The 12,811-nt window shown below is 39.1% G+C and carries 14 protein-coding genes; all 14 read left to right on the forward strand.

Features of this window, described 5'->3' with window-relative positions; genetic code table 11:
* The first annotated feature begins 8 nt into the window (after positions 1-8).
* The 14 genes from F3D3_RS24160 to F3D3_RS13005 all read left to right on the forward strand — a co-directional run bounded on the left by F3D3_RS24160 (position 9) and on the right by F3D3_RS13005 (position 12,721).
* Positions 9-167 carry a hypothetical protein gene (locus tag F3D3_RS24160; protein ID WP_175438372.1) on the forward strand — a complete coding sequence of 53 codons (159 nt, stop codon included), beginning with the start codon at positions 9-11 and terminating at the stop codon, positions 165-167.
* 199 nt (positions 168-366) lie between these two features.
* Entirely contained in the window at positions 367-1,575 is a 1,209-nt protein-coding gene (locus tag F3D3_RS12945) for an ATP-grasp domain-containing protein (RefSeq protein WP_069874526.1), read from the forward strand.
* 23 nt (positions 1,576-1,598) lie between these two features.
* A complete protein-coding gene (locus tag F3D3_RS12950) occupies positions 1,599-2,417 on the forward strand; it encodes a PHP domain-containing protein (RefSeq protein ID WP_069874528.1) in 819 nt (272 codons plus the stop codon).
* Between the two features lie 36 nt (positions 2,418-2,453).
* Entirely contained in the window at positions 2,454-3,935 is a 1,482-nt protein-coding gene (locus tag F3D3_RS12955; RefSeq protein ID WP_069874530.1) for a polysaccharide deacetylase family protein, read from the forward strand.
* Between the two features lie 273 nt (positions 3,936-4,208).
* Positions 4,209-5,057, forward strand: a complete 849-nt coding sequence (locus tag F3D3_RS12960; RefSeq protein ID WP_069874531.1) for a Rossmann-like and DUF2520 domain-containing protein — start codon at positions 4,209-4,211, stop codon at positions 5,055-5,057.
* 1 nt (position 5,058) lies between these two features.
* On the forward strand, positions 5,059-5,889 hold the full coding sequence (gene panB, locus F3D3_RS12965; RefSeq protein WP_069874533.1) for a 3-methyl-2-oxobutanoate hydroxymethyltransferase: 831 nt from the start codon (positions 5,059-5,061) through the stop codon (positions 5,887-5,889).
* A gap of 33 nt (positions 5,890-5,922) precedes the next feature.
* The gene (panC, locus tag F3D3_RS12970; protein ID WP_069874534.1) at positions 5,923-6,771 is read left to right on the forward strand and encodes a pantoate--beta-alanine ligase; all 849 of its coding nucleotides are present in this window, start codon (positions 5,923-5,925) and stop codon (positions 6,769-6,771) included.
* Between the two features lie 11 nt (positions 6,772-6,782).
* The gene (gene panD, locus F3D3_RS12975; RefSeq protein ID WP_069874536.1) at positions 6,783-7,172 is read left to right on the forward strand and encodes an aspartate 1-decarboxylase; all 390 of its coding nucleotides are present in this window, start codon (positions 6,783-6,785) and stop codon (positions 7,170-7,172) included.
* A 106-nt stretch (positions 7,173-7,278) separates the two neighbouring features.
* Positions 7,279-8,181 (forward strand): UDP-N-acetylmuramate dehydrogenase, encoded by a 903-nt coding sequence (murB, locus tag F3D3_RS12980; RefSeq protein ID WP_242877132.1) that lies wholly within the window; start codon positions 7,279-7,281, stop codon positions 8,179-8,181.
* A gap of 374 nt (positions 8,182-8,555) precedes the next feature.
* Positions 8,556-10,397, forward strand: a complete 1,842-nt coding sequence (locus F3D3_RS24455; RefSeq protein ID WP_139132084.1) for a putative Na+/H+ antiporter — start codon at positions 8,556-8,558, stop codon at positions 10,395-10,397.
* A gap of 30 nt (positions 10,398-10,427) precedes the next feature.
* The gene (locus tag F3D3_RS12990; RefSeq protein ID WP_069874539.1) at positions 10,428-10,832 is read left to right on the forward strand and encodes an ATP-binding protein; all 405 of its coding nucleotides are present in this window, start codon (positions 10,428-10,430) and stop codon (positions 10,830-10,832) included.
* On the forward strand, positions 10,832-11,137 hold the full coding sequence (locus F3D3_RS12995; RefSeq protein ID WP_069874541.1) for an STAS domain-containing protein: 306 nt from the start codon (positions 10,832-10,834) through the stop codon (positions 11,135-11,137). The genes F3D3_RS12990 and F3D3_RS12995 overlap by 1 nt, the downstream gene beginning before the upstream one ends.
* Before the next feature lie 14 nt (positions 11,138-11,151).
* Complete coding sequence (locus tag F3D3_RS13000; protein ID WP_069874543.1) at positions 11,152-12,321, forward strand: PP2C family protein-serine/threonine phosphatase; 1,170 nt, start codon at positions 11,152-11,154, stop codon at positions 12,319-12,321.
* A gap of 97 nt (positions 12,322-12,418) precedes the next feature.
* Positions 12,419-12,721, forward strand: coding sequence for a hypothetical protein (locus F3D3_RS13005; protein ID WP_069874544.1), 303 nt, complete (start codon positions 12,419-12,421; stop codon positions 12,719-12,721).
* The last annotated feature ends 90 nt before the right edge of the window (positions 12,722-12,811 follow it).

The following is a 12,811-nucleotide window of genomic DNA, read 5'->3' on the forward strand; positions in this document are numbered from 1 at the left end:
TGACAGATATGAGAGAAGTCGTAAAGGGAAATCAATTTAAAGTGGACTTTTGTAAAAGATGTGGCGATGAGAAAAAAGTAAATAAGTTTGGTTTATGCAAAACATGTGAACACGATGTGGATTATGAGTATTCACTTATGTATGAAACCAAAACTAAAGAACATTAATAAAGCACCTAATAAAAGCTAAAAGCGAAAGCGTTTTTCAAAGTGAGATTCTCACCATGAAAGGCGCTTTTTTAATCTATAGATATTTTTGAAGTGAAATGACGACCACGTGAACGATTGATTGCACAACCCATTGATTTCAGATTGACACAACGTATGCATTTTGATACAATTTTGATGATTTGAATGAGGAGGCAATATGAGAGAAGTTGTCATAACTGATGTTAGATATAGAATGACTTTGACAGCAATTTGGTCACTGGGTAAAAAAGGGATTGCTATAACTGCTGTGGAATTCGAGGATTCCAACCCGCAGGAGCGATTAGGGTTTTATTCTAAATATGTGAAACATTGCCGCATCGTACCTAATCCTAAAGATAATGAAATGCTTTTTATTAATGGTTTAATGACCATCGGTAAAGATATTTATTCAAGAACAGGTGAAAAGCCTGTTTTAATCGTTACTGGGAGTAAATCCATGGCAGTGGTGACAAAAAACTTTGAAAAATTGTTGCCCTATTATGAATTTAATATAGTAGATGAAGCGACCTACCTGAGTGCAAATAATACTTATGAACTGTCTAAGGTTGCCGATTTGGTGAAGGTTCCCTTTCCAAATACAACTTTTCTACAAGATGATGAAACTATTTTTAAGATGTCAAAGAGGATTCAATACCCAGTGGTGATCAAATATCGAGAAGGTGAAAAGCTGACGCTTAAAGCGCATGAGCGCTATAAGATCGTCCATAGGCAAGAGGAATTCGTCAATGTTTATACGATGATGCATGAAATACAACCTAAGCCTTTAGTGCAAGAATATATCAAAGGCGCTGGTTATGGGGTATCTGTCGTCTTTGATCACAATCAAAAGCCTGTGGAGATATTTTGTCACAAGCGTATTCGGGAATACCCAGTCTCCGGAGGACCGAGTACATTTTGCGAGAGTATTTGGGATGAACGCATGGTGGCTTATGCCATAAGGCTGCTAGAAGCGCTTAAGTGGACTGGATTTGCAATGGTTGAGTTCAAGGGGGATTTAAAGGGTGATCTAAGGTTAATGGAGATTAATCCTAGATTTTGGGGCAGTATGCCACTTTCGCTTATTGCGGGGTGTGATATGCCCTTTGCCTATTATAAGTCCGTTATGAAGCTCAAGACTCAGCATCTTGGCTTTACACAGTTTCGAAATCGGTATCGATTACATGCGAAGATGCGCTATTTGCTGCAAGATATCCTTTCGATTAGAGGGTACTTAAAGCGTAATCGTTATAATCCTATGATTTTACTCGTGTTTATAAAGGATTTATTAAATCCAAATGTCAGGGACGGTCTTTTTAGATGGACTGATAGTCAACCTGGCATCATGTATATCCGAAATGCTGTCTTTGGACATACGAAAAGAGAATAGTATTTACTGGAAAGGAAGTTGTAATGAAAATCGATTTTCATGTGCATTCATTTTATTCTGAAGATTCTTTTCAGAGTTTTGAAAAAATCATACAGAAGGCAGAAAAATGTGGCCTTGATGGCATTGTTATATTAGATCATAATACCATCAAGGGCTCCGATCGCTTGGAGGCCTATCTAGAAGCACGCTATCACAATCTTCCAGTGAACGAGAGGCTCATGGTGATTAGGGCTGGAGAGTACTCCACGGAAGAGGGGCACCTTGTTATCATCGGTCTTAAAACGCCTCTTGAAGAGATTCTGGAAGTGAATCAAAAATGGTATCGATGTGAGGATGTTGTTAAGGAAGCCAAAAAACAAGGCGCAACCATTATTCTGGCACATCCTTTTAGATGGAAACATCGTTCGCCAAGTGAATGGCTTATAAGCCAAGTGGATGCCATAGAAGTATTTAACGGCAGAACTTGTTTTGTAAAAGACAATTATGAGGCGAATGCCAAAGCTGTTGAACTCGCAAAAAAATTAGAACTGCCAATAGTGGGTGGTAGTGATGGTCATTTAACGGTTGAGATCGGTAGAAGTTTTGTAAATTTTGAAGTAGAGAAGGCTTCATTTGATCCGCAGAAGCTGCACTTATATGATTCAAGTGTCCACGGGGAATGGGGACATCCAGCCTACGAGGTGGTGAGCCAAGTTTACAAATTTACCACTCAAAAAAAGTGGGGTTCTATTCCAAAACAGGTGATCAAGTTTTTTTACGGCGTGCTAATTTACGGCATTGCATGTTTGAAACCCCGTTATTTTTTAAAGGGTGATGTCATGACCTATAAAGCGCATCATTAAACCTCTATGAGCAAATACAAAAGGAGTCCATGCTTCATGATTTTATTTGAGATTTTAAGGAAAATAAACCGATTCATAAAACAGCATAACAAAAGAAAAGCGGGCATTTACTTGTCTCCCGTTAGACGTATAGAGCAGGTCTATCCCCTTTTGGACGAACGCGTTTGTGCGATGACCTTTGATGATGGGCCAAGTGCATTGCCCCCTAACCCTGTGCCTCAATTGGATTCAGAGGATGAAATTGTAAAGCGTGCATACGGCCTCACTGAGGTGCTTATGAATACGCTCGAAAGATATGGTGCTGTAGGGACTTTTGACTGCGTTGGGGGCACGCAAGAAAATTATCCAGATCAGCGCGGCAAATTGCATACTGCTAAATGGGGCGGTACGGCTCATGATCATTATCCCGATTTTGAGAAAGATCCATTTGCGGGTATATTGAATCAACCAGAACTTGGCGAACGCATCCTCAAAAGAGGTCATGAAATGGCCAATCATGGTGGCAGACATGTGATTTTTGGACCCATGAGACTTATTTATGACTCGAGAGTATCACTTTCATCGCTAGAGCGTGTCCTTGAAGATTTGACACTTTTCCATAATTTTGCCTATAAAAATTACAAACATACGCCCACGCTGTCCAGACCGCCACATTATATCGATCGGATAAAAGGACGCTTAAATGCCTACGATGTATACGCGATGATGGGCTATCAGTACATGGCAGCAAGTTTTGATGGTGGCGGATGGAAACCCAGTAAAGGGATCTACCGTGAAGATGTAGAGGCAATGGTTTTACCTATGAAACGCGTTCTTGAAAGTGATGACAACGCTCTAAATGGACACATCATTTTCCAAAAGGATGGTTGCAATATGTCACTTCAAACGCCTGTTGCAGATGCCTTAGCGCCACAACTTGAAATTTTAAATGCAAAGGGTTATAAAGTTATAGGTGTAAATGAGCTCATTAACCGTTCTCCTTTTGAGGATTATGGCGAAGGTCACACTCATTTTGAAATTGCAAGAGAATTGATCAATGCGGGTTTCGTTGTAGCTTACAAAAATAACAGCTTTCAGCCCAATAGGCTTTTAACTTTTGGAGAATTGGTGGCCATGACGACGCCGAAAGCGCTCTTTGTGGCACTCACTTTATTAAAAAGCAAACAGCTTAGAGCAGACTTTGATTATGCCAAATGGGATGTGAAAAAAATAGCAGACGCGCATGTGAAAGTGAGAACAAGCCATCCTTATTATTGGATGTTTAAATACGCAAAAAAGCAAGGCTATTTAGAGGTGAACTCGGATCGTTGGGATATCCACGATCCTGTAGATGCACACATTTGCATTCAATACTTAGAGGGTGTCCTTTCCTCACATCAGGTGGTATTGAGTGTTGATGAACTGCTTGAAAGGGAACAGCTTTGTTCTGCGCTCATGCAGATGGGGGAACGCCCTCTTAAACGTATTGATATTTTACCACTTCTAAGGGCAACGCTTAAAAGTGTAAAATTAATGTAAAATTTTATCGTATATTCAGGATATGTGTTATAATGAAATTGATAGTACCGAAAGGACTATACGCTTTTTTATGAAACTTACCGATGAACAAACTCTGCTCGGAGCGAAATGCCAGGGACGGAAATAGTAAAGGTTATGATAACATAGCTCTTTTTGTCTTTGACAGAAGGAGCTTTTTGTATGCAATTATACAAATGTTCGAGTGCACAGATGTGCAGATGGATATTGGTCATACTAAGGCCCCTCTCAAGAGCAAGAAAGGATGTTTAAATCATGAAATTTGGATTCGTTGGGGCAGGTAAAGTAGGCCAAGCGTTTGGCAGATATCTAACTCAAAAGGGGCATCAAGTGGTTGGCTATTATAGCAAGACCTATGCCCATGCTGAAGATGCGGCGATTGCAGTACAAGGAAAAGCATACGACACATTAGAAGCACTTTCAAAAGATGCAGAAATTATCGCTTTAACGGTGACCGATCAAATGATTGAGGCAGTTTCTAGAGAATTGTGTTCACTGAATACCACAGGAAAAGTTAGATTTGTCATTCATATGAGTGGTGCGTTATCTGCTCGGGTTTTAGCAAGACGTGATGACGTTCATTACGCGTCTATCCATCCCATGCAATCATTTGCAAATGTTGAAGAAGCACTTTTGCAAATGCCAAGTACCGTTTTTGGTATTGAAGGGGATGCGAAAACAATCTCAGTATTCGAGACGCTTTTAAAGACAATGGGCAATGAAGTGATTCAGTTGACTGAAGCACAAAAGGTCAATTATCATCTTGCGGCTGTGATTGTTTCGAATTATATGGTGACATTGATGCATTTTGGATTGTCTCAAATGAAGGCGATCGGCATTGAGGAGAACACAGGTATAAAAGCGTTACTACCACTTATTCGAGGGACTTTGACGAATATCGAAACTTTTGGACCTGAAAAAGCATTGACAGGTCCTATAGCAAGAGGCGATTATAAAACGGTCAAAGCACACCTACAGGCAATGGATCATGGGGCTAAAGCACTCTATAGGCATCTTGGTTTGGCAACGCTGGAAATAGCACTTGCCAAAGAGATGGATACAGAAAATGTGCTGGCACTCAGACGTCTTTTAGAGGAGGAATAATATGTCAAAAGTAACGACTTCAACTTTTTTAAAGAAGAAATCAAAAAAAGAGAAAATCACGGTTTTAACCGCTTATGATTATTCTACGGCGAAACTATTAGATCAAGGTGGTGTTGACTGCCTTTTGGTGGGTGATTCGCTTGGCATGACCATGCTGGGTTATGAAGATACCTTATCTGTGACGATGGAAGATATGATTCATCACACAAAAGCCGTTGTCAGAGGCACTAAAAATGCAATGGTTGTTGCAGATATGCCATTTTTGTCATATCATGTGAGCGTTGAAGACGCCATCAGAAATGCGGGTAGACTCATTAAAGAAGCAGGCGCTCACGCCGTCAAGTTAGAGGGTGGTTTTCAAATTAAAGATAAAATAGAAGGCATCATCAATGCACAAATCCCAATAATGGGACACCTTGGATTGACGCCTCAATCTGTAAATGCGTTTGGTGGCTTCAAAGTTCAAGGCAAATCCGAAGCCCAAGCGCAAAAATTGATTGATGAGGCGAAACTTTTAGAGGCACTTGGCTGTTTTGCCATCGTTTTGGAGTGCATTCCTGCAAAACTCGCAAAGATCATCAGTGAGAGTATTAGTATTCCAACCATCGGAATAGGCGCAGGTGCAGATTGTGATGGTCAAGTATTGGTGATTCAAGATCTTTTAGGCATGTATACAGAATTAACGCCTAAGTTTGTAAAACAGTATGCGGTTTTAAATGGCGTTATTGAGCAAGCGGTAAGCACGTATTGTGATGAAGTTAAAAAGGGCGTGTTTCCAAGTGAGGCACACACCTTTAAGATAGATGAGAGCGTTCTTGAAAAATTATACTAAAGTTAGATGAAAAAAAGGTTAGGAGATCAAAACATGAAGATTGTTCATACCGTAAATGACCTAAGAGCGGTTGTTAAAAGTGCCAAGAAGGCACAAAAATGTGTGGGACTTGTGCCCACTATGGGATTTTTACATGAAGGGCATCTGTCGCTCATGACAGCAGCTAAAAAAAATACAGATTTTGTAGTGGTGAGTCTTTTCGTCAACCCGACACAGTTTGGTCCAAATGAAGACTTAGAAAGCTATCCAAGAAATTTTGAAAAGGATGCCATACTTTGCGAAAATGCTGGTGTAGATGTCCTTTTCAATCCAAGTGTTGATGAAATGTATGGTCCTGATTACAGCACATATGTCAACTGTGAAGGCGATATTACCAAAGTACTTTGTGGTGCCTCGAGACCTATACACTTTAAAGGCGTCACAAGTGTTGTCTCTAAACTCTTCAATATCGTTTCACCCGAAAAGGCTTTTTTTGGACAAAAGGATGCCCAACAAGTGGCTGTGATTGAAAAAATGGTGAGAGAATTGAACTTTGATATAGAGATCGTGCCTTGTCCCATTGTCAGAGAATCAGATGGGTTAGCACTCAGTTCTCGTAATACGTATCTTTCTGAATCAGAGCGAAAAGATGCGCTCGTATTGGTTCAGTCCTTAAGGCTCGCAGAGCAAAAGATCAAAGCGGGTGAAAGAAATGCAGAGCTGATTAAACAAGCAATGAAAGCTTTAATAGAAACCGTTGATTATGCGGAAATTGACTATGTTGAAATCGTAGAGGCGACAACGCTAAAAAGTGTTCAAAAGTTAGAAGGCGATATGCTCATTGCATTAGCTGTTAAATTAGGGAGACCGAGATTAATAGACAATATTAGACTTTGGGTTTAGGAGGCAGATTCATGTTGGTAACCATGTTTAAAAGTAAAATTCATCGTGCAACGGTGACAGAAGCAAATTTAAATTATGTAGGCAGTATTACGATCGATGAGGACTTACTAGAGGCAGCGGGCATTTTTCCAGGAGAAAAAGTTCAAATCGTTAACAACAATAACGGTGCAAGACTTGAAACCTATACAATCGCAGGGGAAAGAGGCAGTGGCATGTTCTGCTTGAATGGAGCAGCAGCAAGGCTTGTGCAGCCAGGGGATGTGGTCATTATCATTGCATATGCTTTGATGGAGGCCGCTGAAGCGAAGGCCTTTAAACCCAATGTGATATTTTTAGATGAAAAGAATCAAATTGTTGAAATGAGTCATTTCGAGAAACATGGTGACATCAAAAATTATTAATAAAGAACAAGTATTTGAAACCCTAGACCATTTATGCTAAAATAGTCTAGGGTTTAGATCAACAGAGCGTTAAATTAGTGTTAAATCACTCAACATGGAGAATGAAATGAAATTTGAACCGTTAACTGATTTTTTAGATCAAGAACAAATTTTACGAAATGAACAAATGAAAGTACATACTTCCTTTAAAATTGGTGGACATGTGGATTGCATGGTCTTGCCAAGAAAAGTTGAAGATATTAAGCAAACCATAAATTTCTGTAAGGCGGTTTCGATGCCATATCATATTATGGGCAATGGCTCCAACATCTTAGTGGATGATGATGGTATTGAAGGGTTGGTTATCAAAATCAGCGATGCTTTCAGTGCGGTTGATGTCCAAGATGAAGTCGTGATCGCAGAAGCAGGGGTATTGCTTTCAAAACTTTCAAAAGTAGCCCTTCGCAATAGTTTGAAGGGATTTGAATTTGCATCGGGTATTCCAGGAACTTTAGGTGGCGCGATTTTTATGAATGCTGGTGCCTATGGTGGCGAAATGAAGGATGTCATTCAGTGGGTAGAAGTGCTTACAGCCTCTGGAGAGGTTCAAAAGATTCAAAGGCAAGATATGGCATTTGGTTATAGAACCAGTATTGTCAAGGCAAACGGTTTTGTAGTGCTCAGAGCAGCACTCAAGCTCCAAAAGGGTAATTATGAAGAGATTCTGGCGATCACTCAGGAACTCACAGAAAAGAGAGTCTCGAAACAACCTGTTGATTTGCCAAGTGCTGGGAGTACTTTCAAAAGACCTGAGGGCCATTATGCAGGCCGATTAATCGAGGATTCTGGCCTTAGAGGCCTTAAGTATGGGCATGCAATGGTTTCTGAAAAACATTGCGGTTTTGTGGTCAATACAGGTGAGGCCAGTTGTAAAGAAGTGATTACACTCATCGAAATTATTCAAAAAGTAGTACGTGATCGCTTTGAGGTTGAATTAGAGCGTGAAGTGAGAATATTTGGGAAAGAATAGCGCAGTAGAACCGATAGAGCAATTTGTAAATATATAATGGCAAGAGCACTTCAGACAATTTCTACAATTAAGTAGGCATTGTCTGAAGCGCTCTTTTTTTTGATATTGAGAGCCTAAAAAATCTTGTCAAAAATCAACGTGATTTGTTTGATTGTGAACGGGTATCTTTAATATAACACTTGGGGGGATGCTCCTCCTAGGGAGCATTTCCCCAATTCAGAGGGCGTTAGAACGCCCTCTGAATGCAATCCAATAGGATTGCACAAGTGTTACGAAGGAAGCGAAGCGGACTGAGTATGAATTTGCGAAGATGCAAGTGTTACGAAGGAAGCGAAGCGGACTGAGTATACGAGACTTTGGGGGAGTGGCAGCCAATGAAAGTTTTTAAAAGTGTTAAATCTAATCCAATGATCCTCATTTTATTAGCAGTTGGGCTATTTTTTGTTGTGAACACGATTTCATATGGCAAGTTAAGTTTAAATGCCGAAAGTGAAAATGTTGGAGAACAGAACGCAGAATTTCCAAGAACTCAAGAGAGTTATCAGGATCAGGATTACACAAGCTATTGGGAAGTTGTTAAACATAGAATTTCACAAGCCCCTTTTAATCTCGTAGGGACGATCATCTTTTTTATGGCAATTGTGCACACCATGTTGACCAGTTTGTTTCATAAAAAGGCACATCAACTGGAAATGGATTATGATGAACAGATTAAGAAAGGGCTTAAAAATAAAAATTCTTATTCGATAACAGCCAGTATTATGCATCTTTTGGGTGAAGTGGAAGTCGTATTTGGCATTTGGGCGGTGCTGCTTGCAGTGGGCATTTCGTTTTATTATGATTGGAACACTTTTGTGTCTTATATAGACGGATTGAGGTACACAGAACCTCTGTTTGTCATTGTGGTAATGACCATTGCTTCCAGTCGGCCCATATTGAAATTATTTGAGATTATTATGTGGCGAATTGTGAGACTGTTTGGCAATACATTAGAAATTTGGTGGTTGACGATTTTGCTTTTCCCTGCCATTTTGGGCGCCTTTATCACTGAGCCAGCAGCAATGACCATAGCCGCATTGCTCTTAGCGGATAAATTTTACAGTTTAAACCCTTCAGAACGGTTAAAATATGTGACTTTAGCACTTTTATTTGTCAATATTTCCATAGGAGGGTTTCTGACCAATTTTGCTTCGCCACCGATTTTAATGGTGGCAGACGTATGGGGCTGGGATATGCCTTTTATGCTTAGGACTTTTGGCTGGAAGGCCATAATCGCCATTGGACTTTCGACCTATGTCTACTATTTCTTGTTTAAAAAAGATTTACATGACCTTACGGGAGCTTATGAAAACTATCAATACAAACGCTATATACAGCATCGTTTTATCAGTAAAAAAGAGCTTGAAGACTCATTTGAACAATTAGAGAAGATTGTAGATAAAAGAGTGGCTTTTACGAATGAATTGGATGCTTATAGCCTCATATTGAGAGAGAATATCAAGGAATTGGCTTCAGAAAAATTAACCCCAGAGGAGTGTAAACTCTACGACATTGACAACGCCATAGATGAAAAATTCGATGGGATAAAATTAGAGGAAATGAAACGTACCATTCCAGGACTTTTATCAGAAGAGGAACAGCCTACTTATATTGATCCTAAATGGGATCAGCGAGAAGATAGTGTGCCTTTTTGGGTCATTGGGACACATCTGTTCTTTTTAGTGTGGACGGTGGTCAATGCGCATGAACCCGTTTTATTCTTAGCAGGCTTTTTGTTTTTCCTTGGATTCTATCAAGTGACTGTGTATTATCAAAACAGACTGGATCTCAAGCCTGCATTATTAGTTGCTTTCTTTTTATCGGGCATCATGGTTCATGGCACCTTACAGGGGTGGTGGATTGTGCCTCTGTTAGTAAGTTTGCCAGAACTGGGATTGAATTTAACTTCCATCATTTTAACAGCATTTAATGACAATGCCGCAATTACTTACTTAAGTACCTTAGTCACTAACTTTCCAGACAATCTTAAATATGCCATTGTTACAGGCGCGCTCACAGGTGGGGGATTAACCATAATTGCCAATTCACCGAATCCGATTGGACAATCTATACTCAAACGTTTTTTTAAGACGGGGATATCAGGCGGGTTGTTACTCAGATATGCGCTGCTGCCGACGATCATTTCTGCTTTGATCTTTTATATGCTCAGGGGATAGCGGATCCAAATGCGAGGAGAGGAGTTTTAAATGGTGCTTTATGAAAATTCAATTGGTTCAAGTTTTGATGCTGTTGATCATGCCGTCACTGAAATTTTAGACCTCATCAGAAATCAACTGCCGATGATTGACCCCCATACTCGATTTAAAATCAATTTCATGTTGCGAGAAATACTCAACAATGCAGCTGAACATGGAAACCATCTTGATTTGAACAAAAAAGTGGCAATCAAAGTGAATTTGGTGCATGAAGGCTTGGTATTTGAGGTACGAGATGAAGGCGAAGGTTTTAAATTGGATACAGATTTTCATATTAAAAATAATTTGAGAGAACGTCAAAGAGGATATGAAACCCTTTCTGAAATGGCATTTAAAATTGTCATTGAACATAATTGCGTTAGAGTGACATTTGATTTAAACATGGAGGTGTCGTAATGGAAAAACAAATAAATGGAGATCGCATCAAATTGACATTAACAGAAGGCTTAACTGCAAATAATGTTCCCAAATTCAATGAAAGTCTGAAGCAACTGATTAAACCAGAAGAAGCCTATAAGGCGCTCATTTTGGATTTAAGTCAGATAGATAACATTGACTCTGTGGGGGTTACATTTGTCATTAGCTTATTTAAGCAGATGAAGCGCAACGAGAAGGCCTTTAAGGTCTCAGGTGCAAGTGATGATATTATAAGTCTTTTTAAATTGATGAAATTGGATCAATTTTTCGAAATGATAGAGTGACGGGAGGTGACGTCGTGGCTTATCGCATACTAATTGCAGATGATGCAACCATGAATAGAATGCTCGTAAAAAGAGTGCTCGCTCAAAATCTTGAAAATGCAGTTTTTGAAGAGGCAGTCAATGGGCAAGAAGTTCTGGAAATCGTGGAAAAAATGTCAGTGGATTTGATCATATTAGATTTAATCATGCCCATTATGGATGGGTATGAAACCTTGAGGCTTTTAAAAAAACACCCGATTCATCAGGATATTCCTGTAATCGTGAACAGTGCTATTACAGAAATCAATTCGATTGAAAACACGTTAAAGGAGGGGGCGGTAGATTATTTTACAAAACCACTTTCTCCAAATGATATGAATATAATTTTGCCTTTAAAAGCTAGAAATGCCCTTAAATTATATGAACAAAGTCGAACGATTATTGAACTTAATCGTCTCATTCAAGAAGAATTAAAAAATGCGAATACTTTTGCGAATATTATGCTGCCTAAATCGGGGAGTTTTAAAGGGGTAGATCTCTTTATAAAATATCATCCCTCTCTGGGAATCGGGGGTGATTTTTTCGATTGTGTTGAACAAGAGGGTAGGATACACTTTATGGTGGCAGATGTAACGGGTCATGGCATTGCAGCGGGTATGGCATCGTCTATGGTTAAAATATTATATCGAAAGAGTATTTTAATGCCAAACATCATGCCTCATGAGATCATAGAGGAGATGAATCAGTCTATATTTGATATATTCGATTTCGCGGGTGAAGATAACTATTTTGTTTTCACGGCATTTGTCGGCATTATTGATTGCGGTGAACTCTATTATGCCAATGCAGGACAACCGTATCCAATGATTTTTCACAAGAGCTCGGAGTCGTTTGAAGAGATTCATCAAAATGGGTTCATTGTAGGGATGATGGAAGACGTTCACTTTGAAACGGAACAAGTGACTCTGAAAAAAGAGGATTTGATATTCCTTTATACGGATGGTCTTTTTTGCACAGGTGAGGCTTCTGATTTTACGGAGTGGAAAAAAGTGTTTACGGTTTCAAACCAACTTAAGAAGGCGTTGCTTGAAAATCCTAACGAATTTTTGGATGAGGTCTTTTACACATTTCACATGATCCACAAGACCAATCATACGGATTTCAGTGATGATGTGGCGATGATGCTCATTAAGTTGACTTCATAAGATTTAATTTTAATGAATTTTTAAGTTGACTCTCATGCTCATGTAAGGTTTCCGTATCATAATAAAAATATAAGGCATAATGCTTGGAGTGATATGGATGAAAAAAGACCGATTTTATGATTCTCAAATTTTCAGATTGATATTGTTAGTATTTTTGAGTATCGCTTTGATCGAGATTATTTTCGTTGCATCAGGGTTTTTAATAAGCAAATATTTTTTTAATATAATAAGCGTATTGGATTGCATCTCACTTTTCAACGGCTTTGTGGTATTTTCTTTTTTTGCTATTGAAAAATTTGGTGGTGTCAAAGCGCATATAAATCGTTTACTGCTCAGAATGACACTGGCTTTATCTATTTTTTCAAGTGCGCTTATTTTCATCTTTGCCAATAGAAGTTAAGTTCATAGCGATTCACAAAGCCATCAATTGTTAAATAAATTTGACAATTGTTTTTTTTTATCACAAAGTGGGTTCTTAACGACATAAAAC

It is taken from the genome of Fusibacter sp. 3D3, from assembly GCF_001748365.1.
GTDB lineage: Bacteria > Bacillota > Clostridia > Peptostreptococcales > Acidaminobacteraceae > Fusibacter_A.

What these genes read in the sequence shown, in the direction of transcription:
- F3D3_RS24160 (WP_175438372.1), top strand. Translation starts at nt 9, where the DNA reads ATGAGAGAAGTCGTAAAGGGAAATCAATTTAAAGTGGACTTTTGTAAA.
- F3D3_RS12950 (WP_069874528.1), top strand. Translation starts at nt 1,599, where the DNA reads ATGAAAATCGATTTTCATGTGCATTCATTTTATTCTGAAGATTCTTTT.
- panC (WP_069874534.1), top strand. Translation starts at nt 5,923, where the DNA reads ATGAAGATTGTTCATACCGTAAATGACCTAAGAGCGGTTGTTAAAAGT.
- murB (WP_242877132.1), top strand. Translation starts at nt 7,279, where the DNA reads ATGAAATTTGAACCGTTAACTGATTTTTTAGATCAAGAACAAATTTTA.
- F3D3_RS12955 (WP_069874530.1), top strand. Translation starts at nt 2,454, where the DNA reads ATGATTTTATTTGAGATTTTAAGGAAAATAAACCGATTCATAAAACAG.
- F3D3_RS12990 (WP_069874539.1), top strand. Translation starts at nt 10,428, where the DNA reads ATGGTGCTTTATGAAAATTCAATTGGTTCAAGTTTTGATGCTGTTGAT.
- F3D3_RS12960 (WP_069874531.1), top strand. Translation starts at nt 4,209, where the DNA reads ATGAAATTTGGATTCGTTGGGGCAGGTAAAGTAGGCCAAGCGTTTGGC.
- F3D3_RS12995 (WP_069874541.1), top strand. Translation starts at nt 10,832, where the DNA reads ATGGAAAAACAAATAAATGGAGATCGCATCAAATTGACATTAACAGAA.
- F3D3_RS12945 (WP_069874526.1), top strand. Translation starts at nt 367, where the DNA reads ATGAGAGAAGTTGTCATAACTGATGTTAGATATAGAATGACTTTGACA.
- F3D3_RS13005 (WP_069874544.1), top strand. Translation starts at nt 12,419, where the DNA reads ATGAAAAAAGACCGATTTTATGATTCTCAAATTTTCAGATTGATATTG.
- panB (WP_069874533.1), top strand. Translation starts at nt 5,059, where the DNA reads ATGTCAAAAGTAACGACTTCAACTTTTTTAAAGAAGAAATCAAAAAAA.
- panD (WP_069874536.1), top strand. Translation starts at nt 6,783, where the DNA reads ATGTTGGTAACCATGTTTAAAAGTAAAATTCATCGTGCAACGGTGACA.
- F3D3_RS24455 (WP_139132084.1), top strand. Translation starts at nt 8,556, where the DNA reads ATGAAAGTTTTTAAAAGTGTTAAATCTAATCCAATGATCCTCATTTTA.